Origin of the sequence: Lacrimispora sp. 38-1 (assembly GCF_049890855.1) — a bacterium.
Taxonomy (GTDB): domain Bacteria; phylum Bacillota; class Clostridia; order Lachnospirales; family Lachnospiraceae; genus Lacrimispora.
Window position 1 is genome coordinate 25403 of sequence record NZ_JBANEW010000068.1, and the last position, 24564, is coordinate 49966.

20 protein-coding genes and 2 pseudogenes are annotated in these 24564 nt (G+C 38.0%); 6 read left to right on the plus strand and 16 right to left on the minus strand.

The annotated features are described in order from the left end of the window. Positions 1-7 precede the first annotated feature (7 nt). Complete coding sequence (locus tag V7D18_RS20210) at positions 8-364, minus strand: ABC transporter permease subunit (RefSeq protein ID WP_426156902.1); 357 nt, start codon at positions 362-364, stop codon at positions 8-10. On the opposite strand from V7D18_RS20210, the gene V7D18_RS20215 reads away from it, so the two are divergent. Beyond that, positions 321-830: an IS66 family transposase gene (locus V7D18_RS20215; RefSeq protein ID WP_426156904.1), complete on the plus strand. Its 510-nt coding sequence runs from the start codon at positions 321-323 to the stop codon at positions 828-830. The genes V7D18_RS20210 and V7D18_RS20215 overlap by 44 nt on opposite strands. A 116-nt stretch (positions 831-946) precedes the next feature. Here V7D18_RS20215 and V7D18_RS20220 read toward each other — a convergent pair whose 3' ends face one another. The 3 genes from V7D18_RS20220 to V7D18_RS20230 form a co-directional block, all read right to left on the minus strand. Beyond that, positions 947-2518, minus strand: a complete 1572-nt coding sequence (locus V7D18_RS20220) for a sulfatase-like hydrolase/transferase (RefSeq protein WP_426156906.1) — start codon at positions 2516-2518, stop codon at positions 947-949. 330 nt (positions 2519-2848) lie between these two features. After that, positions 2849-3028 (minus strand): hypothetical protein, encoded by a 180-nt coding sequence (locus V7D18_RS20225; protein WP_426156908.1) that lies wholly within the window; start codon positions 3026-3028, stop codon positions 2849-2851. A gap of 224 nt (positions 3029-3252) precedes the next feature. Continuing rightward, positions 3253-4710, minus strand: a complete 1458-nt coding sequence (locus V7D18_RS20230; protein WP_426156909.1) for a sulfatase — start codon at positions 4708-4710, stop codon at positions 3253-3255. 102 nt (positions 4711-4812) lie between these two features. Here V7D18_RS20230 and V7D18_RS20235 point away from each other — a divergent pair, with 102 nt between their 5' ends. Both V7D18_RS20235 and V7D18_RS20240 read left to right on the plus strand, forming a co-directional pair. Beyond that, positions 4813-5676 carry an AraC family transcriptional regulator gene (locus tag V7D18_RS20235; protein ID WP_426156911.1) on the plus strand — a complete coding sequence of 288 codons (864 nt, stop codon included), beginning with the start codon at positions 4813-4815 and terminating at the stop codon, positions 5674-5676. Then, positions 5676-5995: pseudogene (locus V7D18_RS20240) on the plus strand (transposase); the annotation flags it as partial. The gene V7D18_RS20235 and the pseudogene V7D18_RS20240, both read left to right, overlap by 1 nt. A gap of 148 nt (positions 5996-6143) precedes the next feature. On the opposite strand, the gene V7D18_RS20245 reads toward V7D18_RS20240, so the two are convergent. Next, the gene (locus tag V7D18_RS20245; protein ID WP_426156913.1) at positions 6144-9239 is read right to left on the minus strand and encodes a glycoside hydrolase family 2 TIM barrel-domain containing protein; all 3096 of its coding nucleotides are present in this window, start codon (positions 9237-9239) and stop codon (positions 6144-6146) included. A gap of 177 nt (positions 9240-9416) precedes the next feature. Between V7D18_RS20245 and V7D18_RS20250 the strand changes: the two genes are divergently transcribed. Together V7D18_RS20250 and V7D18_RS20255 are read left to right on the plus strand one after the other, a co-directional pair. Next, positions 9417-10262, plus strand: coding sequence for a helix-turn-helix domain-containing protein (locus V7D18_RS20250; RefSeq protein WP_426156915.1), 846 nt, complete (start codon positions 9417-9419; stop codon positions 10260-10262). 282 nt (positions 10263-10544) lie between these two features. Next, on the plus strand, positions 10545-10844 hold the full coding sequence (locus tag V7D18_RS20255) for a hypothetical protein (RefSeq protein WP_426157004.1): 300 nt from the start codon (positions 10545-10547) through the stop codon (positions 10842-10844). Here V7D18_RS20255 and V7D18_RS20260 read toward each other — a convergent pair. From V7D18_RS20260 to V7D18_RS20310, 11 genes are all read right to left on the minus strand, one after another. After that, positions 10785-11552, minus strand: a complete 768-nt coding sequence (locus V7D18_RS20260) for a hypothetical protein (protein ID WP_426156917.1) — start codon at positions 11550-11552, stop codon at positions 10785-10787. The two genes, V7D18_RS20255 and V7D18_RS20260, sit on opposite strands and share 60 nt — an antisense overlap. A gap of 496 nt (positions 11553-12048) precedes the next feature. Then, positions 12049-12339 (minus strand): hypothetical protein, encoded by a 291-nt coding sequence (locus V7D18_RS20265; RefSeq protein WP_426156919.1) that lies wholly within the window; start codon positions 12337-12339, stop codon positions 12049-12051. Between the two features lie 171 nt (positions 12340-12510). After that, on the minus strand, positions 12511-14055 hold the full coding sequence (locus V7D18_RS20270; protein ID WP_426156921.1) for a DUF5605 domain-containing protein: 1545 nt from the start codon (positions 14053-14055) through the stop codon (positions 12511-12513). Between the two features lie 252 nt (positions 14056-14307). Further along, the gene (locus V7D18_RS20275; RefSeq protein ID WP_426156923.1) at positions 14308-16515 is read right to left on the minus strand and encodes a glycosyl hydrolase; all 2208 of its coding nucleotides are present in this window, start codon (positions 16513-16515) and stop codon (positions 14308-14310) included. Beyond that, positions 16512-17396 carry a DUF4982 domain-containing protein gene (locus V7D18_RS20280; RefSeq protein ID WP_426156924.1) on the minus strand — a complete coding sequence of 295 codons (885 nt, stop codon included), beginning with the start codon at positions 17394-17396 and terminating at the stop codon, positions 16512-16514. The genes V7D18_RS20275 and V7D18_RS20280 overlap by 4 nt, the downstream gene beginning before the upstream one ends. A gap of 68 nt (positions 17397-17464) precedes the next feature. After that, on the minus strand, positions 17465-17719 hold the full coding sequence (locus V7D18_RS20285) for a hypothetical protein (RefSeq protein ID WP_426156926.1): 255 nt from the start codon (positions 17717-17719) through the stop codon (positions 17465-17467). Positions 17720-17828: 109 nt separating this feature from the next. Continuing rightward, the gene (locus tag V7D18_RS20290) at positions 17829-19373 is read right to left on the minus strand and encodes a family 43 glycosylhydrolase (RefSeq protein WP_426156928.1); all 1545 of its coding nucleotides are present in this window, start codon (positions 19371-19373) and stop codon (positions 17829-17831) included. Between the two features lie 78 nt (positions 19374-19451). Further along, positions 19452-19760, minus strand: coding sequence for a hypothetical protein (locus tag V7D18_RS20295; protein WP_426156930.1), 309 nt, complete (start codon positions 19758-19760; stop codon positions 19452-19454). A 92-nt stretch (positions 19761-19852) separates the two neighbouring features. Then, entirely contained in the window at positions 19853-20752 is a 900-nt protein-coding gene (locus V7D18_RS20300) for a carbohydrate ABC transporter permease (protein WP_426156932.1), read from the minus strand. Between the two features lie 11 nt (positions 20753-20763). After that, positions 20764-21705, minus strand: coding sequence for an ABC transporter permease (locus V7D18_RS20305; RefSeq protein ID WP_426156934.1), 942 nt, complete (start codon positions 21703-21705; stop codon positions 20764-20766). A 75-nt stretch (positions 21706-21780) separates the two neighbouring features. Further along, positions 21781-23343 carry an ABC transporter substrate-binding protein gene (locus tag V7D18_RS20310; protein WP_426156936.1) on the minus strand — a complete coding sequence of 521 codons (1563 nt, stop codon included), beginning with the start codon at positions 23341-23343 and terminating at the stop codon, positions 21781-21783. A gap of 175 nt (positions 23344-23518) precedes the next feature. On the opposite strand from V7D18_RS20310, the pseudogene V7D18_RS20315 reads away from it, so the two are divergent. After that, a pseudogene (locus V7D18_RS20315) lies at positions 23519-24093 on the plus strand (transposase); the annotation flags it as partial. Positions 24094-24564 lie beyond the last annotated feature (471 nt).

Sequence of the window (24564 nt, forward strand, 5' to 3'; positions counted from 1 at the left end):
TAAGTCATCATCCCTTTACACTTCCAGATGTCAACCCTGTCACAAAATATTTCCGTGTTAACATGAATAACGCGTACATCGGTATCATAACCAGACACATAGCGGCTGTGAGAGTTCCCCAGTCTTTTGTATACTGCCCCTGGAAATTCAGAAGTCCAATCGTAAGCGGAATTCCCTTATCCGCAAAAGATGTTACAATCTGTGCCCACATCAGTTCTCCCCATACAAAACAGAAATCAAATACCAGACATGTTGAAATTGATGTTTTCATCAAAGGCAATACTATCTTAAACATTGTCCTTGTTTCGCTGCTTCCATCTATGCGTAGCTTAAGGATCTTACCCCCTGATGATAGAATGATCAAACGTCAGGAAAAAGAAGTAACTGTTTGGAACAGCTTCTTTAAATGGATAGAAACAATAAATCCACTTGGAGGAAGCAAACTTGAAAAAGCAGTGAACTATGCCCTGAATTATAAAGAGACTCTATGTAACTATCTGCTGGATGGCAGATGTGAGATATCCAACAATGCCGCTGAACGTCGTGTGAAAAGTTATGCTCTGGGTAGAAAAGCTTTCATGTTCCACACTTCTGTAGCAGGTGCAGGTGCCAGTGCAGTCATGTATAGCATGATAGAAACAGCTAAGGCCAATCACTTAAATGTGTACCAGTATCTTTACATGGTGCTGCTGTATATGCCGGACTACAAAAATGAGCCCGCAGGCATAGAAAAGTTATTACCATGGAGCGATTTTATAAAGGAACACTGCACAGGCCTGATCGATGTTGAAAATATAACACCAGAAAATCATATACCATTACCGTTTTAACGTTTTGGTACACCAAGGGTGAATTATGCCATACGGTATCTTATTCATCGCTTACAAATGCTGTATTCAAAACCTCAACAGGTTTAAATACAGCATTTTCATATCATTTTATAAAATTAGTTCATTAAGTTATTTTCATATTCCATCTTAGCAATTGGATTCTTTCCACCGAACGTGTATGCAAGACGGAAACCTTCTGCTTGTCGTTGATCGATCAACTTGTCAATTTCCGGACTTACTTTCATTACTTCCCTGCCTGGAATTAAATCTTTGCCATCACTGAACCCTTCAGGACGGTTCTCTAATTCCTTTACTAAATCAGCTCTCCACTTTTCCAAAACTGACTGCCACTCCTGCTCTTGTGATAGATCATGCAACTCATTTGGATCACTAGAAAGATCAAAAAGCTGTTCCAAACCACTAGTAATATGCCAAATATATTTGATTTTTCCGTCTGTAAGATACTGTGTTCCCTTCTCATAGTAGAAGTTATGTCTAGGATCAACTGGGCGAGTTTTTACCTCACCAAAGAAGTTATGTACTGTTTCGCCGTGCATATATTTACGCCAAGGAGTAGATGTCCCTTCACCGCGAAGCAAAGGTGCAATACTACGTCCATCCACACTTGAAGGTATCTCAAGGCCTGCCAGATCCAAGATTGTTGGCATAAGATCATGCCAACCTACAGGTGCATCAATTGTCTGATTGTCACTAATTCCAGGCCCCATAATACAAAGTGGCAAATGTGAAGATCCTTCGTAAGGACGGCTCTTATGATACATATAATGATCTCCAAGCATCTCGCCATGATCTGAAGTAAAAATCACATAAGTATTGCATCCAAATGCAATCATAGGATTAGTAAGCAAACGTCCGACCTGAGCATCCAGGAATGAAATATTACCGTAATAACCAGCTCTTGCTGCTCTAAGTTCTTCATCTTTCAAATTGATGTAGCTTGACATAAAGTTTCCACTATTAACTGGCGGTATTTCCCAATCACCAATTGCAGGATTATCCAGATCTTCACGATTATAATAACGGTTAAAGTATTCTACCGGCGGATTATGTGGTGAATGTGGTGCATAAAAGCCAACGAATAACATAAATGGGCGAGATGGATCATGATTATCTAAGAAATCCATTGCACGATTTACTGTCCATTTGCTTTGATGGAATTCATCAGACAAATGGAAAGGTGCTGCCGCACGGGAATTATTGTTAATTCCATTACCATAGTATCCACCAGTTTCATCACTATTATTATCACGAAGATACTTAAAGAAAGCATCTGTTGTATCTTTGTTTTCACTGCTTGGATCTCCAGGCAGATAATATTCGAATCCATAAGACTCATTTGCTGGATATGTATGCATTGTACGCCCCACCATAGCTGTTTGATAGCTCCCACGACGCATTTCTGTCGGCAGGCTGGTTTCCATTGGGAAATATGGTATTCCAATATTTGATAATAATCCGTGGTGCTCCGGAGTCAGCCCAGTGAGAAATGACATACGCTGTGGAATACACAGTGGGCAATTGCTATAACATGCAGTAAAATTCGCTCCCATATTACCGATTGTATCAAGATATGGTGTATAGATTCCCTTTCGACGATTGTTAATTCCGACGCAGTCAAAACGATGTTGATCGGTATGAATCACAATAAAATTTGGACGTTGCTTCATGCTGTGTCCCTCCTTTGATTATTTAATTTTTTGACAGTGAAACAAACTGCCTTTTGATATAATTCTACTTATAATTTATAAATGAATATACCATCCAGATGAAACAACCCATCTAAAAGAAAGATCAATGGCACAAAAATCGGTCCCTGACGGCAAAATGTCAGAATCAAAGATGGTATTGCATTTCCCATGATCTGCACCTGTCTAGATATGGATTCATTGCCTGTTTTTTATTCATATTTATATCTCGATTTCTATTATATCTTCATTAACCACTATACTATTAATATAGTAACACGTCAAATCATCATTACAGCCTTCAGTTCCGCTTTATGACATCTGAATTGTCCCTCTAGCAAGTACTTTACAACCTGACAAAAAATTGATTGAAGAAACACTCGCCAAATGAAGCAAATCCAGAGTCGGCTTAATAATCACGCCTCCGCCGATGCCGCATATTGCCCCAATGATTGAAGCCAAAAAGCTTACAAGAAAGTAAAAAATCTGCATTTATGTCTTCCTCCTAATGCCCTACATAAGCAAAAAATAAATAAAAAGATAATAACCTTATTATTAGATCAATGTAGCAGTTTCCACTAACTCACGCTTGTAAATGCAGTATCTTCCGTATATATTGCTGTTCTTGGCATTCCATTCAATTTTGATTCTGGACTAAATTACCGGATAATTGTGTATCAATTTTATATCAACATGATATACTTTCTATTTTGACCCTATTTGTCTGTCAGCCCTAGCCTTTTAAATTGTTCCTCCGGGCAGTCATTTTCCCTCATTAGGCTCACCATAATATCAATCATATTTTTTTCCACCTTTGCGTCCTTGAGCGGAGTATTCTGATTTGGATCTTTTTGCAAATCAAAAAGAAGGGTTCCGAAGGAGTGAGATCCGAAGTACTGTCGGGATTCAATTTTCATAGTTCTACATCCCTTCGTAAAGGAGAAGGGGGCTGCCAATTGGATATTCTGTAGCTCTTCAGGTGGAAACATACACCACATATGTGTGGGCATCAAGGTGTATTCATATAGCGGAGCATTCATTTCAGATTCAGGTGCGCGCATATAGACATACCTTCCGTTGGTACAATTGACATGTCCCCCGTTGATTCCGAAAAGAATACCATCATGTACTTTTGTATTATTCTGAATCGTATCCTTTAAAGCTTTTCCCTGCATATCAGAAGGAGCAGCAATATTGAAATAATCCAGAATTGTTGGTGCCAGATCTATGGTCTGTACCAGTGCAGACCTACGGACTCCTTTAATGGCTACCTTGGGATCCCAGATAAACAAAGGTGTATGCGCAATCTCCTCATAAAAAGGCATGGAGTTTTTAGCCCACCAGTCATGCTCGCCCAAAAGAAAACCATGATCTGTATTGACAATGAGCATGGTATCCTTCCACATATCATGTTCATCCATGAAATCAAGAACTTTACCCATATAATGATCGCACATACTGATTAATGCCGCGTTCTCATATTGGACATGCTGGACATATGGGCGTTCCTCCCCACTTACCGGTTGGTACGGAGGCCAGTCAAATTGGGGGCCGTCATACTCATGAGGATAAAGGTCCTTATAATGCTGCTGTGTAAAATAGGGCTCATGAGGATCAAAGGTTTCTATCTGAAGAAACCAGTTGTCGTCATCCTTATTTTTCTCCAAAAACTCAAATCCAAGTTTGAAGGTAACCGCCTGAGGCTGATCCTCTTCCTTCTGCATGTATTTTCGGTTGACTACATCCTGACGACTGCTTCGCCCCATATGCACAGGACCATCTGGATCCTTCACTTCCCCTTTCCATTTGTCACCCTCCTGCCCCCGGACAATTTCCCATGTATTGTACCGTTGATGGTAGGTACAGCCTCCATCCTCCCAGTAGTGTTGGTGATCACTGACCAGATGTGTATAGACACCATTCTTCCCTAATACCTCCGGCATGGAATCATCAAAAGGCTCCAGTGGTCCCCAACTGCGGTGAAGAAAATTATATCTTCCTGTATGTAATTCCCGGCGCGCAGGCATACAAGGCATACTACCCACATAGCTGTTATCAAAAACCACCGTCTTTTCAGACAGTCTTTGAAAATTAGGAGCCTTTACCCAGTCACATCCATAGGGAGGAAGCATATGACGGTTAAGAGAATCAAACATTACCATTATCGCTCGCACTTTTACCACTCTCCTTTATCTTTTTGCGACTTAATTAATTTTATGATATACTAATATTATAACTTTTCAGTTCTAATAAGAATATCTTAAAAGGAGAATTATATGTCATTTTGCGAACTAGTAAAAGAAGGCTTTTGGCGATTAATAAAAAATGCTTCCAAAGAATTTGAGTTTAAAATGCACGGGAGTTTTCGCTATTCCGTCTATCCCGGCTGGAAATCTACTCTTCAAAACTATAACGACCTGCATATCTTGTATGTAAGAGGTGGTGAAGGTTGCTACCACATGCATGACGGTACGGATATCCAACTAACCCGGGGCACTTTAGTTTTTATCAGTCATGGGGTAGAACATCATGCCAGTGTCAATATACAGAATCCGCTACAAATAGTAGGATTGCGATTTGGAATTTATGATTGCAATGGGCTTAATGTGACCAAAGAGCTGACCGACTCCTTTTACTACTACATGTATCCGAAAAATCTCATGTACTACGACGAGCTTTTTCGGAAGCTGCACCAACTTTACAATAAAGAAGAAGGTGCTGTAACGGAGAAGATTAGTTCTTCATATTTATATCAGCTCCTATATGATTTCTATGAAATATTGGATAGGTATTCCGATAAGAAAAGTACAGACAGCCGGATAGAAAAGGTGCGGCACATCATCGAAGACCATCCATTTGAGAAAATCAGTATTCCGATGGTTGCAAATGAAATCGGAATATCTACCCGCTATCTCCAAAAAAAATTCAAGGAAAATTACAGTCTCAGTCCGAAGGAGTATCACTTGAAACAGCAAATGGACCTTGCACTCATTCTCCTAGGACAGGAGAATCTCCCGGTAACCGAAGTAGCCGAACGTTTAGGTTATTCGGATATGTTCTCCTTCTCCAAGCAGTTCAAGAAACACTTTGGATACCCACCGCTTCAGGCCAAAACAGTGAACAACAGCCGTGGAGGCTGAACAATTGTAAGCTGCATGGTATCCGGTTATCAGGACCAAAGCTTGGACGACCAAGCGAAACAGCAAAAGTAGATAAAAAGATAGAATATCAAGATAATGTAGATAGAATCGAAGTGGAAAGAACGTTCAGCTTGAGTAAACGTGTTATGGATTGGGTCTAATCCGGACTAAGCTGGAAGAGACCTCACTCACCTCGATAGCATTATCTGTATTCGTGACGAATCTTTTCAAGATTCAGACGCGAGTACTTTCTACGTTGATTTTGCTGATACAAATTTTATGGAACAGAGCTGCCGATTTTCAGGCGGAAGCCATTTAATCAGCAGACACTAAGTATCATCAATAACAATTTCAGAAGAGTGATTCCAAATCATTACTTATCTTTATCAATGTAACTAAAATAGTTAATAACTACTATTAAATATTGCCGATAATGAAGGCTGTTTTAAGTATATCCATACACTTCTCTAAACAATTTCAATTGTAAACTGATAATGATAAAATCCTTTTCCAATACAATATTCTGAATGAATGTTCCTCATCCAGCCTGTATCTCCGCCGACCCCAGCATGCTTATAATCTATATTCAAATATATATTGTTATCTCTTATTATTTCATCTTCATATGCAGCCTGATCACAAGCTTCGATTGAATAATCATGAATGTCAAAATGAAAAGGTTCAGCACTTGAAACACATATTCCTTTACCTAATGAGTTTATTACTTTCAAATACCTTATATCTTCTTTTCCTCCGCATTCTACCGGTTTGATATACGGGGTATATTGTTCAGAAACAGTACTGTTATAGCAACTAATTTGGGCTGATGTTTTTCTATCACAGTAATTTTCCCATGGACCGCGCCCATACCATGTAATTTGGTTGTTTTCTTCAGGTAAAACAAAGGTTAAACCGATTCTTGGAATTGTATGACTAGAACAATTATTAATCACCGTCTTATTAATCTCAATCCCTTCACTTCCGATTCGAAATTGCGTAGATACCTTTAATTTTACATCTTGATAAGACACTTCTGTAAAAATAAATATCTGATTATCTGCTACTGCCGTGTTTATATTCAATACATTTATTATTAGCTTATGAAGGCCTTCTTCACGCCAATCCCATGCATAATTTCTACCCGAATCTTTTATGCCTTCATCAATACCAGTTACAGGTCTGTAAAAATTATCATGACCACCTGTCATCCTACTTTCCCCTTTTAAAACAATTTTAGAAAAGGAACAGGTCTTTTTATCGAAACAGATATTCGTATACTGCCCTGTGATGGTAATATGATGCTCCATTTCATTCATAGTAAGCATTTCACCAGCGATACATGTAACTTTCTTACTTAAAACAGATTGTTCCAGAGGAATTTGCTTAGTGTAGATAAAATAGCCTGCCTGAACATAATTTGTATTATCCCTTAAAGAAACCTTGAGATTAATATAAGCTTCACCACTTGCTTGATTATGACATAAAGGTAGATCCAAATGTTCTGCTTCGCCTGCAGGGGTGAAATATTGCTTTAATTCACCATTATCTTTAACAATACCGTCACATTCCAATTCCCATGTTATTCTAAGATGACTAAGATTTTTAAACTGATAGTTATTAATTATTTTATATCCCTTGGGGCCTAAAAATGGAGGTACGTCGTAAACTATCTTTACTGGAGCCTGGCAATTTTTTATCTCATATGCAGAAGGTTTCCAATTGAGATCCGGAAATACGACTCCATTCAAACACATATCTTCTACAGGATCAATAACAGCCTCCTCAAATGCTCCCGCATATACGTACTTAAAGGTTCCGTCTTTTCTTTTCATTGTTAAAGCTTTATCCTGGAAGTCCCAGATAAACCCCCCTTGAAAACGGGGATATTTATCTACAAGCTCCCAAAACTCCATAAAGTTACCATTACTATTACTTTTAGCATAAGCATATTCACACATAATGAAAGGCCTGAGATCCTTCATATCAGCCATTTTTTCTTCAATCCAGTCTTTTGATGGATACATTGGTGCAAGAATATCCGTAATATTTGCTGCAGGATTACAGGACTCATATTGTACATACCTAGTCTTATCATATTCTTTGATCCATCCATACATGGCTGCATGATTTATGCCTGCCCCTGATTCATTGCCTAGGGACCATAGAATCACAGATGGATGATTTTTATCCCTAAGGACCATACGCGAAGCACGTTCCACATAAGCAGAAGTCCATTCCGGTGATGAACTTAACTGACCTCCATAACCATGCGTTTCAAGGTTTGTTTCATCTATTAAATAAATTCCCATCTCATCACAGAGATCGTACCACTCATTTACATGAGGATAATGACTGGTTCGTACAGCGTTAAAATTTAACTGCTTCATACAAATAATCTGTTGCCTCATATAATCATTCGTAATAACTCTACCGGTCTCTGGACAAAACTCGTGTAAATTTACACCTCGTACAATTAGCCGTTTTCCATTTATATAAAGTACTCCATCCGTACCAATTTCGACCTTGCGAAAACCTACTTTTGTACTTTCTATATCTGTGACATCCCCCGTTCCATCAATGGTCTCCATTACTAAGGTATATAGATATGGATCCTCAGCCGACCATAAATACGGTTCTTTTACTGCTATTGAAGTGACTGCGACATATTTAGGCATCAAATAAAAACCGCATTTTGAGTAGGGGGCGCTTTTAGTAGTTGCAACTAATTCCTTTTTTGCATCATATAAACTTAATTTTACAAAACATTCTCCATAGCCTTTTACAACATTATTTGGATGAAGTATAATTCGTAATTCTGACTCAGCGTAGTTATCACCTTTGAATAAAGTTTCAACTTTATAATCTATAAGACGTTGTTTTGCCTTTGCATAAATCTTTACCTCTCGATAAATTCCTGACAAATGCCAATAATCTTGATCCTCCAAATAGGTACCATCGCAAAATTGGAGTACTTTAACAGCCAATACATTAGTCCCGACATTAACGGCATGAGTTATATCAAAAGTTGCATCCAGCTTACTGTCCTGTGAATATCCAATTTCAATTCCATTTACATAGAAATAGAAACAGGACTCAACTCCTCCAAATTCAATCATGATATCTTTGCCATTATAGTAATCAGGAATTTCAAATGTAGTTCGATAACATCCTGTAAGATTTTTCTCGGGCACATAAGGAGCGTTCAGTTCTACCTGGCCTTTGGCAATCTCAATTTCATGATGGGAATCAATTCCTCCTCTTTCAAAAGGGTACGCAATATTCACATAAACAGGTTTTCCATAACCATGAAGTTCCCAATTAGATGGTACGGGTATTACATCCCAACAGCTATCATCGAAATTAACATTTCCAAATTCTTGCTGAACTTGAAACGGACTTTCTGAAAGCTTGAATTTCCACATTCCATTCAAGCTTTGAACATACTTTGAAGCAGTACGATCATACTCTAATGCTTGTTTTACCGTTTCATATACTCCATACGGAGAATGCATCGGATAACGATTCCTTTGTGTTACATACTGATTTTCCCATTCTCTAATCATAATATCTCCTTTTTGTCTTATCTGGTATTTATCTTATTTCATACTTATCTGGTATTTATCTTATTTCTACTTGTACAATTTTATTTACTATATTACTATATATATTGGTTATGCAAAATGTTTTGTTTGGTTAATTTTTTATCCTTTATGGTAATTATATTAGAAGGGAAGAGTCAAATGAAGCTTGAAATGAAAAAAGATGTTATATATCGATGCATTGGTTCAGATTTTACTAATGGGATTCTAGCTTGTGGTTTTATGACAAAACCTACCAAAGAACAATCTCAATATAATTTTTTAATCGATTATTATAGTTGCTTTATACTATTATCAGGAAACGGTTATTATTATGAAAGTGACAATAACAAACGCCAAATCCACGCGGGCGATTTTGTCCAACGTATTCCAGGAGTTATTCATACCACTGAAGTTGTCCCTGATGGTAACTGGTTAGAATTTTTTATTAGTTTTGGTCGTACTACGTATGATTATCTTAATAGTCTAAATTTAATACCAAAGGACACTCCAGTAGGGAAAGGAAATTATAACGAAACTATACACCAAAGATTATTAGGATTATTAAATTTGATTAAAATTTCTAACGTTAATGATCTACCTTATTTATCACTTCAGGCACAGGAATTACTTTTAAATATACTTATTTCAGATAGCAAAACCCATGGTGAAGATCCAATTAAAGTTGCTATGGATGAAGCCTGTCGTTTACTCTCTTCAGAAATAAGCTCAGTAATCTCATTAAAGGAGGTAGCTACTAAAATTAATATGAGTTACGAGAATTTTAGAAAGCAATTTCGAAAATATATTGGTACTTCTCCAGCCCAGTATCGTATAGCTCAACGCATGAAACATGCTAAACTTATGCTATTATCCGGAAATTCCATTAAAGAAACAGCAATATTAACCGGGTATAGTGATACTTATTCCTTTACAAAACAATTTACTAATTCAGTCGAAGTATCTCCAGGTCGTTACAAAAAAGAAAAATTAAGTGTTAAAAATTAAATGTTTTGTTGTTGATGCTTTTACAGATACGATTTATAAAGGTAATCCGGTTGCGGCTACAAAAAGCAGGTAGCGGCGGTCTTCAAGGCTGACCTCGGTAAATATACGACTAATGCAAGAAGGATCCTTGCATATCTTCCATGCATAAGGCCAAAGCGGAAGAACATACCGTATTTACAGCCGGAGGAGAATCAAAAACTGCACGTGGTTTTTTCCGGTGACTGCGCAGCTGGTCTTTCCTTACGCAACAAGGCGATTGGAACACTCCTGTTCTTCACAGGGATGAGGCCATGTGACATCTCAGGCCTTACGCTGGATGGGATAGACTGGGAAAACGAGGAAATCCGTATTGTTCAAAATAAGACCGATGTTCCGTTAGTTTTGCCCCTGATTGCAGTAATCGGAAACGCCATCTATGATTACATCACGTCGGAAAGACCCGAAAGTGAAGGCCAGCATCTATTCCTCGGTACTAACAAGCCCCACGACCCGATAGGGCTGAATGCAGTATGGCATGTAGCGTCAAAGGTGTACGATGCAGCCTTGATCAGGCTTGCAGAAGGGACAAGTCGTACAATCTAAGTCAAGCAGATGTATCCAACGATTCAGTAGATGCTTGGTTTCTCCATATAAATTTGTCTTCTCCATAGCACGGAAAAGCTCATAGCTGGTGGAAAACGAGCATTTAAGAATAGAATCATCATAAAATGTTTTCTCTAATATTTCTCTTCCTTTGTCTAATGGAACCATTTCGTTTAAAACAGCCCAGGCCTGAGCATGCTGCGTATATTGTGTAAAATCTGGTCCCTCTTTAAAAAGACCCTTGTTTTCGTCCCAGCATTTATTCTGGATTTGAGCTATTACTATAGATAAATCACCAGTTTGTTGATAATATTCAAAAATCATATAGATATAATGCAAGGAAAATGTAGAGATGATCTGCGGAAAAGCACTTGGGTATTTCCCCTGTATTAATCCATCTGGCATCATAGAATTATGAAAGTCCTTAAGTGCTTTTTTCGCAAGTGTCGTATCATTGCTAACTGCATATGTAAATAATGCCTGCAATCTTGTATCCATGGAAAACTGCATCTGCTCATAAAACGGACAATCCATATAGGTTTCTGTCATACAATTCTTCAAAGTATTGACGCACATATTCCATATACCGGAAACCCACTCTTCAGAGGATTTAACATAGGATCCTACCTCCAACGGATAACCGGTTCTTCTGAAGATTGGCTCATAAAGGGTGACTTCTTCCTCATCTGCTTCAATTTGTATCCTCAAATATCGGAAAGTTCGAAACCAAAAGGGTTCATATTTTACATATGCTCCTGATAAAATAATTTCATCCGTTAGGCCTTCTATTTTTCCGTTAACATAATCAGATCTTATGTTCGAATCCTTATTAATAAATCTTTCAAAAGTAAAATAAAGAAGTAAATTCGATTTTCAATAAGTAAATTCCATCTGTATAGAAGTTAGTGCTATACTTGCTTTTAATAGTTGTTGTTATACGGCATTGATTTTGGAAAAATACACATACGAAGCTTATTAAAACATGACATCTTTATGGTTTCCAATGTCTGTTCCTGCAGCTCTTCAGGTTGGTTTACCCAAGCATAGCAGGTTGTACCAAATGGAATATATTTTGATCCGTCCGCATAACTAAAATGATACCCCTTCGTTACTACTTTTCCATGGTTATCGCCTGAACTGGCGATACATTCGGCTCATCCTCTTTTAAGGCTTCCCTTATAATGAATCTGGCTCCTTCCGAATCCTACGGAGTAAATTCATTCTTAAGTGGGGACTCTGCTCCATGATATAACATCCCTTCTGTATTAAACTGCATCAAATCAAAGATTTTCTCCAAATCAGCATAGCTTCGATCCACACTGCCGCTTTCTCTACCATAACGGGCAGCGACAAAGCCGATATTATCGAACTTCGGGCTGAGCAATGCCTGAACGATGGCATACTGGTCATCCGCCTCGTTTTTAGCATCGGTATCGATAATTACTCTAACTTGCTTCTCTTGTGGTATTGTGAATGAATAATTATTATAAACCATATTTTATCTCTCTCCTTATTCTGTATTATCCTTTATGATTAAAGCATCAAAAGTCATTTTAAAATTTTATTTGTTAATCAAATGTTATTTGTGTGACTTTTGACGAAAACTCTATTTAAATAATTATTAAACTATATAATTAATGTAATTTTTCATATATTTGATAAAAATTTATTCCATCGTAGCTAACATAGCGATTCCTGGCTTTCCAGGGAGAACTATTTCTACCTTACCGTTCACATGTTCCGCAGCAATTGTTCTAGTCATCTCCCAAACATCAATAATTTCAACCTTATATTTATAATTATTAGGAAGCTCGATGCTTCCGTAGATCGTGCACATATCTCCGAAATATTGAAGATATACTTCATCCCCCACGTGAAGGATTGGCTGTGTAAAAAATTTCAACATATGCTTAAATTGTTCTTCATTCAATTTTATCATGCAGATAAACACAAGGTTATCAGAGAAGCCCGGAATATTCTTAGCTAATTGTTCCTTCAATTGTTCCTGGCTCTCAATTTTCAATCCATTTTCAGGCTGATAAACTTGCGGTGTTCCGGGGAAGGATTCCATCAACTCACGTAAGAAGCGGATCCTTGCAGGGCTTTCTCCTCTCAGAACTCCACCCTTACTCCACCAAAGAACCTGGTCATCATTCATCTTCTCCATATAGGTTTCACCATGGGTTGCATAACCGCCATAACACATAGTTTTCCAAAAACGGTTTACCATCTCAAAAGCAGACAGATTTCCCCAGCCATATGGTATATTGCCTTCATAACCCATCTCATCATACATAACCGGTTTTCCATATTTCTTTATCAGAAGCGGTATCTCCTGTGCATCCGAAGTCTGTAGGCAGACATGGGTAATATCAGGATTAGAAAAATCCCATGGAATTACAAAATTATGGTTGCTCAGAAGATGTCCATAACCATCCTGATTACGTAGAAAAGTGGCAATATCCTCCCAACGCTCCAGGTCAAAATCAGCCATCTGATCATATTCATTAGCCAAGGACCACCAGAGATTTGGATAAGCCGAAAGTCTGCGGGTCATATACTCTAAGTAGATAAAACACTCCTCTCTGGTAAGATGCATAAATCCCCAGTGATCATATGGGTGGAACAGAATTAAATCTACCTGAATATTCATCTTATCAAATTGGGATATTCGATACTCCAGTTCATCCCAGAACGCCATACATGGCCGGTTTACATTCCAGTTTCCATCTTCATTCTTTTCAAATGCAAAGACTTTCGGTTCATTACGGTTGAAATCAAAGAACTTTGGAAACACACAGAAACGAATTTTGTTAAATGGAGCTTCCTGCATGGTCTGCATGGTCTGATTCACTAATTCCTGCTCCTGATGAAGCAATGCATACACAGTGGTTCCAAATGGTAAGTATTTTGTTCCATCTTCATATTCGAATTTAGTTCCTACTGCTCTTACCAGACCATGTCTCCCTTCGGCTGCGGGTTCTACCTTTTCCTCTCCTACTGCAGCTACAAGTCCGCTTACTTGATAGCGCAGGATCCCTGTCTCTTTTGGTAAAAAATTGGCTTTATATGATCCGTTTCCTGCATAATAGCCTTTTCTTACATATTCTTTTCCGTTGATTTCAAATACTGCATTGACATCAACATTTACCCAATCATCTCCGGGTTCCATTCCTGATATTGTAACTTCAAATACTTCATACTGATTCATAATGTGATATGTATCCTCCAATCGAAATTTATAATCCAACTAATTCTATTTCATCATGCTCAATTAGAACCTGATATATTTCAAAATCTTTGGTTCTAATACAATATATTGTTAAAACTACTCCACTTTATTGATTCTTTATTGTGGCATATAATTTAATCGTAATACTTTAATAGTTCACTTACCATTTCCAAAGTAAATTAGCATTTGTCAAAATGAAACCACATTAAGTTTTATATAAGATTACTTCATCTACTTAGTCCACATCAGAAATACTCCCCTATATGCCTGAATCAATATAAGTTCACCCTCCTGAAGCTTTCTGCTTGTTCCGTCTTCTGGATTCCACAAAGTAACAGACTGTTGTTGCTCAGTATACCATTTGACCTCTACCTCATCCGGGGTATTATTTACCAAGAAATATATAATTTGATCGTCTTTTTCTAATCTGGACTTCAATAATGCTGTATCTTTTCCTATCACGGAAAGCTCGAGTTCTTCTTCCTGTTCTTCCAGTTGCTTCAACACGTCTTCTGCCTTGCAGGACTTAAAATATTCATTCTCTTTGCATCTGGTATCCAAGAGTGATTCCTCACGGAAATCGTAGTAGGCAAAAGGTATCGTTGTTCCCGTCAAATATTTTGGAATTTGATCCACAAATAGAACCTGAACACCTGCACGTTGGAGCTTTTGCAGACTATCCATTACTTCACTGCGAATAATATCCATAGTTGGAAGAATTACGGACTTTACCACAATACCAGAGATAACAGGCTTTCCGCTTTTAAGACTATTTGCAGCTTGCACCAGATCGATTGCATCTGCAAACAGATAATCAAACCCATTTTCATAGATCAGTCTTGTTATTTCCGTAAGGGATCGGTCTGTAGCCGATGATTCAGCCAAGATAGCACTATGACTTGGTAAGGTCTTTGCCTGTACATCCTCTATTGCATAATATACAAAGGTGTGGCTGATCTCCTTCGTTTGGTCTAGTAGATATCCAAGCCGCCCAACATATTCATTCAGTTGATTTGCTTCTTCCTGCTTCAGATATCCATGGTAAGCATGTAATTTATCCGGTGCGAAGGCTGAAAAATCCGGTGCAAAATAAGAATTGATACAGCGACATCCTCCCATGTACAGTAAATTAATAATTCCTCGTGCATAAGCAAGGGGTTTCTCATTAAAATGCTTCCTGTCAATGAAAGGACATAATTCCGTCATCAAACCATTGGTATCATTTTTTCTTGCTGCCATCTGAGCGAATTTCACTGTATTATAATTATAAATCTCAGGATAGGAAGCCAACACATCCACTCCAGGATAATCAGTTGCTTGAAGCACTTTTAGATAATTACCGTAGTAAATCACATGTGCCTGCATGGATTCTTCTGCAAGATAATGACCTGAAAATCTGCCACCATGTGCTTTGCACCACTCAGAGATTTGTCTGACATAAGCATCAGCAACCAGCTCACCAATTAATTCATAAAAGTCAATACGCACCTGATAGGCATTGCTTCTTCCTTCAAAAATCATTGGAAGATAAGGAAGAAGTGAATAACCATATTTATCCTCAAAGGTCTCAAATAACCCATCCACCCATGGTGCTAGTGCATAAGGCCAGGTTTCATCTCCATGTAGGTATCCTACCTGAAGACTTGGCTCATCGGTAAATACAGCTTCTGCATTCCGATATGCATCTGGAATATCCTTTACAATCGGTTCATAGCATACTTCCAGGAAGCGTTCGACCGCCTTGTGATCTAATATATTAATGTATCGATTGTAGGAACAGACATTGTGTGTCAGATGCGATCCTTCGTAAGCTGATTTTACACAGAATACAACAAATACTTCATTGGTTGCCAGGTCGCAGGAACAATGTGTTTTAGTAAAGGGTACCGGTTCCATCCGATCGTATTGTATAATGCTTGAATTTATCTGCGCACAATCAATAGGGTATTTGGCGGCCCAGATAATTTTATCCGACTCATCATCGAGAACAAATTGTGTATGCCTCGGTTCATAGGCAATTCGACGATGCATATAAAAACCTTTGGCCTCCAACTCAGGATGATCCTTAAGTGTCAAACCTCCTGCATATCCGGAAGGATAACCTTTTTCGTCATAAATCCAGTAATCCAGATTTTTCTTCTTCAATTGATCCAATATTTTTGCAAAGTTTACTATATTTTCCTTGTTACCGGTATAACCATTCTCAGTTGGAGGATTCGTTGCAGTTCCACCATATCCATAAGCTTTCACTGCTTCTGCCAATAAACCTATATCCTCCGGCCAATTATGTATAATTGTTCTCATTCGGTATCGTAACACTGGTTTTTTGAATTCTTCTTTCTTCATCTTAATAACCATACCTTTCTCATAACCTGCAAACTTTGGGCCGCAGGTACAAAAGCCGGAAGTATTTGGATATTTTTCATAATGCTCAATCAATTTTCCGCTCTCAATATAACCTGTAATGGTTCACAACCTTCTGTATTAAAAGTTACCCTGATTTCTCCCGTTTCCCTAGTAGAACGGATAGCTGCCTGTACATATCCGTCAAAAGTACTGCACACAAGACTTTGGAAGCTCTCAGAATCCGCAGGATCTGCACTTCCATATCCCAGCAGAATGCCTGCCCCTTCTACCATTACATAGATTTCTTTTTTCTGCTGTAGGTTGATTATAGCGTTCTTATCTTTCATCCCTACTGTAATGAAGGAAATATCCTGAATATCTGCCTTAAGGACTTCTCTGTCCACCTCTGCAAAAAGCTCCACCTTTCCTTCAGCAGACTTCAGTGTATAGCTACCGCTGACTATTCCGTCTCGATATAGGACTGCCTTTATCTCACCTGGTTCATAAGTCACTTGATATTTGACTGTGTATGTGTCATCCTCCTTAATGCATCTGCGGCCTTGTGACTTTTCGTTGATGAATAGCTCTACCTCATCTCCATCTCCATATACGTCAACCACAACCGGTTTTCCTTCAAATCCATCCCAAGTCCAACTTGCGAGGCTGTCCTCAAAAGCCCACTGAGATTTCTTCGCTTTCTTACCGAAATGTTCCGGTCTTTCGACAGCGATAAAAGGATCCTTTCTTAGTCCAAATACAATCTCCCTATAATAACTGATTGGTCGACGATGTCCGATCAGATCAATATCTCCTGCATATGCACTGCGGTACAGAACTCCTTCCTTTTGTCCGTCCTCCTCATAACGAATCAAACCAAGTGCTGCCTCTCCTAGGTAATCATATCCAGTCCATGTCATGTCACCGATTACAAATTTATTCTGCTTTACGATTTTCCACAGCTTTGCAATCTCCAAAGGGAAAGTCTCTGCCCCCAATATGATTCGATTCGGCTTAGCAGCCCTATCCATCTCATGACGCACTGTCAGGTAATTATATCCAGCAATATCCAGAGGGGTTCCAGAGCAAAAAAACGTTTGGTATAGCGATAGACTCCACCGGGATAATATCCTGTGCTGACTCCATTAGGACAGTCGGCCTTTTGCCTCTCCTCTATCATGGCATCATGGGGCAAAGTCACTGGCTTTCCTTCGCCGTATCCCATAATCTGCGGACCCAGGATACCGCCTTCCATTTTTTGTACTTTCCAATTTTCGTTAAATAATATCTTTATCATCATAATTCTCCTTACGTTATGTAATGCTATTTTTTTATTAATTTACTTTTTATAGCCAATGATCTACTATTCTGGCGTTTTGTATTTAAATCTTAGTAGTTATCATACACCTTCAGTCAACTTTTTCCAAAGTGAATGTCAGGAAATCAAAACTGCCAACTCCTTCGAACTTCAGATATAATGAGTGAACTCCCAGCTCAAAATCCACTATTCCCTCCAGTTCTGTCCAATCTCTAGATGCAACCTTCAATGTGATATTTCCGCAGGATGATTCTTTTGCTTCTAAGCTATTTTGAATCCAAACAAATCCTTCTGCATATCCTCTTATCTGCAATTTAATCTTATTTGCTCCTTTGAACCTAAAATACTTATATCCAATGATTGTTCCATTCTGAATATTCTTTATATATTGAATAGGAAGCTGACTCTCTTTCTTTGCTTCTTCTGAATCAGGTTCTATATCATGTACATCCTGTGTTAAAAACGGATAGTCCATTTTCATAGCTTGCGGATGAGATTGCGTTACTCCTTTCTTTCCGGTCAAATGACAACATATTCGTGCCGGATATACTCCATCATCAAGCAACGGTCCTTGATTGAGTCCGCAGGAGGTCACTTCCACCTGTGCAATCCGTCCATTATGATCAATGGTAATCTTTTCTGCACAACCCTGTCTACTGTAATTTGTCCGGTCGGTCTGACGATGATAAAATATATACCACTGCCCATCAATCATCTCAATCCCACCATGAGTATTGCCCAATGCATTTAGGGCATTATCAACTGTTCGTCCATTCAGCGCGATATCCCCAATATCAATCAGAGTACCTCCATATTGGTATCCTGAATCCGGACGATCACTTACTGCATAGCATAACTCTGAACTCTTAACCGATGAATAAATTAGATAATACTTATTATTTATCTTTCGTATAGAGCTTGCTTCAAAGAATTCGTGTTCTTCATAACCAGTTCCTATACTTGACGTGATACTTGGGAGAAGACGTTTCGGCTCAGCTTTCAGAGTTAACATATCATGCATCAACTCCATTACTTGAGAGGCATGTTTCCCATCCTCATGCTCCGGTTTCATCGGCGCATTTCCAGAATATAAATAAATATTATCATTATCCATAAACACACCTGGATCAAACTGTACCAAATCCTTTTCACCAGTCCCTAGCACTGTCCCATTCTTGTGCTTAACAAAACCTAAAAACTTATATTTTCCAGCAGGTATATCACTAACTGCGACACCAATTTCCGGCAGGAAATCAAGGCAATAATAAAGATAAAACCTTCCATCCGGTCCCTGTACTACATCCGGAGCCCACTGAGCATGAATACCACGTGGATTAAGATCTTCCTCTTTTTCAGGCTCTATTCCAAAGAGCAATATCTGTTTAGGTGCATCCTCAGGAATATTCTGATTTCTGGGATCCTGTTCTTTTTTATAGATGACTCCTTCATAACTCCATTCTGTTAGATTTTTGACACTTGCGGAGTAACATACATAATCATTCAGACAAAAGCCTGCACTCCCAAATCGATCATGACTTCCATAGATATACACACGGTCACCAAACACATGCGGCTCACCATCCGGTACATACTCGTAAGACGGTAGATAGGGATTAAATGCTTGTTTCTTTTCCATAATATCCTCCATCATTTAAAATTCTTCACTAGTTGCAAACGTTACTTAATGCAATGAAATATAAGGTACAAAAGATACTTATTTATGATGAAAATATCTTCCGGTTCCGCTTCCTGAAATTCCTCTTCGATTTACCTTACTTAATGCACTCCAGGCGTGACATTCACTTCTTCCATTCTCCGGTTCCTCCAGACAACAAGTACAGTCTAACTCTATCAAGTTTGCCCAACGCATCAGACTTTCTTCTGTCTCCTGATACATTCCGGCAATCTCCATCGCACGGAAAAATTCATAAGCTGTTGAGAACGACACCCTGATCACCGGTTCACAGCCTGAAAATGGCGCATGCTGTGAAAACTGTAAAAAGTCCGGACCCTCCCGGTACATTCCAGCTGCCTCATCCCAACATAGTCTCTGAATTTACCCTTATAATTTTAACATTTATTGTCTTAATAACTTTCCTTCTATTTAGGGCACACTTATTCTTTAACACCACCCAGCGTAATTCCTTTTACTAGATATCTCTGGAAAAACGGATAAATAATTATTATGGGTATAATTCCAACCACGGCAATTGCCATGCGGATGGTTGTAGAAGGCATTTTTACATTAGTGGCTATCGCAGAGCTACTCGTAGCTGCTGCTGCAATGGCACGAATATCATCGCTTATATTATTCAACACAATCTGAATGGTAAAATATTGCGATCCTCCTCTTGCAGACAAATAGTACAATCCATTTTGCCAGTCATTCCAATAGCTTAGTGCCGTCATTAAACCGATAGTCGCAATAATTGGTTTACTTAATGGTATTATAATAGACGTTAGGATACGAACCACTCCGGCTCCATCAATCCTTGCTGCCTCTTCCAGACTAATTGGAATACTGTTTATAAAATAGTTTCGGATTAAAATGATATTAAATGCATTCATTAGCATATTGGGCACAATCAATGCCCAGATAGTATCCTTAATATCCCAAACTCTAATATAACAGTAGTAGGTAGACACCAGACCCCCATTAAAAAGCATCGTAAAAATTAATATAAAACTGACAACCTTCATACCTGGTACCCACTGCTTACTGATGCCATATGCGAATAACACACTAATAAAAAGACTTGTAACAGTTCCTATAACAGTAACTATTATGGTCATCAGATAAGCATGTCCGATGGTTCCCCATTTCATGGCTATGTATTTATATGCCGACAAGCTCCATTCCTTTGGGAAAAAGGAAAAACCATTGACCGATGCCCAATTATTATCTGTAAATGAAGCAAGAACCAAAAGAATAAACGGTAAAAGTGCAACGATCGTTGCTATTGCACATATTACATTGGTGATAAATTGTGTGCCCAGGTGCTCTCTCGTTTTCATAGGTTCCTCCTTTAGAACAATGCACTACTTGATTGATATTTTTTCACTGCCTTATTTGCTATTAGAATAATGATAAAGCCACATATAGACTGATATACACTTGCTGCCCCAGACATTCCATAATCTGCATTTTTCATTAATGCCTGATAAACATACACATCTATAGTTCTTGTGTATTCGTACAAAGGTCCGCTATTTCTTGTGACTTGATAAAATAATCCAAAATCAGAACGAAATACCTGACCTACGCTTAGAATAAACAGAGTAATAACTGTAGGTTTTAATAATGGAATGGTGATATACCTTATTTGCTTCAATTTTGAAGCTCCGTCTATCCGCGCTGCCTCAAAATAATCCTGACTGATTCCTACAATACTAGAAAAATAGATAATCATACTATATCCCACATTTCTCCATGTGTGTACAAATATAAGTATAATAGGCCAGTATGTCTTATCCTGGTACCAATTAATCGGCTTTAATCCAATCATGGGAAATAGTGTTTTGTTTAAAAATCCGCTTTCACTTGACAAAAAAGCATATGCCAAGTAACTAATCACAACCCAGCTCATTAAAAACGGAAGTAAAATTATAATCTGATATACTTGGGAAGTAAGCTTAGACTGTATCTCATTGATACAGATTGCGAGCAATATCGCACATACAGTTACCATGATAAAAAATACTATATTGTAACCAATAGTATTTCGGGTGATGGACCAAGCATCCTTTGAACCAAACAAAAAACGAAAATTGTCGAAACCACTCCAATCACTTCCGAAGATACCTTTGGTATAATTAATTTTCTTAAATGCAATGATAATGCCAAACATCGGCAAATAATTATTAATAAATAAATATATTAATCCGGGCAGTACCATAAGATAGTACGGCAATATTTTACTAATACCTTTTTTTTTCTTTGGTACCGGCGACTTTCTTTTCCCTATCATGTTTTTCTCCTATAAAAAAGAGGCTGCCGCTCACTTTCATTAGTTGCAGCAGCCTTTACCTAATGTCATCCTGTATTATTTACTTGCTGCCCATGCATCAAGTTGTTTTTGGTTTTCTGCAATAATTTTTTCAATACCTGCTGATTTTAATGCAGCAATAAATTCAGGAAGAGCTTTATCTGGATCAATCGCACCAGCATTAAAGCTATAGCAATATTGTGCCATTACTGCCTCAACTGCTGCAATTTCTGTACTTACACTTTCTGATTTAAAACTATATCCCAATGCTGGTGAGTATCTATCTCTTGGAAGAGCATTCTCAAATGCAATCCATTTTTTACTATTATCAATACTTGCAGGATAAACTGCTGGCATTGTCAGACGATTACCCCAAAGTCCATATACATTACTATATGGTAATTTAGTAATATCATCTGCCAAGAACTTGATTACCTGACTTTCACCATTATCTTCCACTACTTCATACTCTTCTCCCTCAAAACCATATTGAATCAGAGTTGCAGCAGCTTTGTTATTCAATACATAAGCAATTGCTTCTACTGCTTTTCCTGGATTAGCAGAGGTAACAGGAACGTTCCAGTTTACAGCGGAACCACCATTGAGCTTAACGTATCCGTCTACTGTACGGAACTGTACAACATCTTGACCCCAAGCGGAGGTCGTTGATAGCATACTGCTTTCAGGCTCACAATAACCAAAGGTTCCTAAATAATTATCTTCCATCGCTCTATTGGAATAATCAGTATCTACGGATGCGTCAGGTGCAATATAGCCCTTCTGAGCCCAATCATACATCATCTCACAAAACGCTTTATATTCTTCTGTTTCAAAATAATTATAAACCGTCAAGTCGTCAAAACTTCTATTCAGCATTAATACACCAGCAGAAAAGCTTCCTGATAACATATCATATTCCTGATAGCTATAGTTAAGTGGTTCAAAAGTGTTATTCCATGGTGTGGTCATATAGAAGTTATCGCCTTCGCCTGCTCTGACTATGGCAAACATATCTTCCAATTCCTTCAAGGTATAAATTTTATTATCATCCTGCGCAAAGCCATATTTATCACAATACTTTTTTTTCATATTGAATCCATACGTATTGTAGTGCTTGTTTACGGCTGTCGGAAGTGAGTAAAGCTTACCATCATAATAGTTACCGCTAATCCAATCCTTATTAATAGTGCTGCCATAATCGTCCATATATTCATCGAGAGGTAAAATCAAACCATCCTCTACCATATTTCCAACACTTGTAAATGCTGTTAGTGAAACATCCAACTGTTCTCCAGATGATATCAATAAGGTTGCATCCTGTCGAGAAGTCATAAGATCAGTAGGTACAAATTTTACATGAACACCGATATCCTTTTCCATCATCTCATTCAATGCATCTTCCATTCTATAAAACCCTTCTGTTACTTCACTTATTGCCGGATACTGCCAAAAAATCTCAACAATATCACCAGAGTCTTTCGATGAAGTATCGTCTGCTGCCTGCGTTGGTGCAGTTTTGTTTTCTGGATCTGTGGTAGATGAACTTTTTTTCCCTCCGCAGCCTGTCAATGAAGCTAGAGCTAAAACGAGGCATAACATTAATGCTATTACTTTTTTCATATATACCTTTCCTCCTTTAATTTGGTAGTGTCAAATTTGACACACCATGTTTTATAGAAAACTTTATATTTTCAAGGGTTACACTACTTTTTTAAATAAAAAAGCAATGACCTCCCTTTTTTTGTGAATACTGTGAGTATCTACGTCCAATAAACACGAAAGGATTTCATTGCTTATGGATATTATTACCTATTTACTCACTATCATTCAAGAACAATATAAAACTATTTGCTGGCTCCTGAATCTTTTATGCAGATATGTTCCCCTCAAACAGTGGGCTTTTGATGATTCACATTCTCCAAAGTACAAGAAATTCACTACTGACCGCCTGCCTGTAATCAAACCTTTCATCAAACAGGACTGGCAGTTCCTTCTTGAATACTATCTCTGGATATATAATAAACCCATAAAACCCATCCAGCGACACACTACTTCCAACATCCCTCCTGATACCGTCGCCCACTTTGTGGCTACAAACTTCACTATCTCTTCCGGGAATTTACGGTGGATTTCTTTCGCATGGATTTAGATTCTCTTTCTAAGAATGCCTCTTCCTTAAAATTCTCCAAACATAATGCACACATCATGTCTCTGTGTCTGACCATGCATGTCAACTTAGGACTTTCCCTGCGTAAAACTGCTCAGGCTCTCGCTGACCTCTATGGTATTAAAATCTCACACCAGCTGGTCGCTAATTATGCAAGAACCGCTGCGATTGTTATCAAGCCCTTTGTGGACCATTACAAATTCAAACAGATGGTGGAACGGCTCAACCGCACCTTTAAGGCTTCTTACCGGGTAAGCTGCGGTTACGACAACTAGGAACAACATGCCGGGAAAATTTCGGCTCGTTAAAGGTTTTCATAAATCATTTGACACTACCTTTAATTTTTATTACATGTTTATTATAATATTAGACCGTTTTTCATACCATATTTAAAATAAACTGCTATCTACCCAAAATAAACTTGTGATTAAAACCAATTTTAAAAGTGTTATTTTTGAAATACTATAGAAATTGAACAATAGTAGGTAATAGTATTATCAGAATCATAACAAGAAAAAATACCGATGCAAAATATTCTTTTATCATTCACATCAGTATTTTTTCAATGGATTATTTAATTATATTTATCTTCATTTTCTCCTTATTTTCAATTTCTTGATTTTCTAGCGCATTCGGCAGCCTTGCGGTAAGACTCCATATCTGCTAAATGCTAC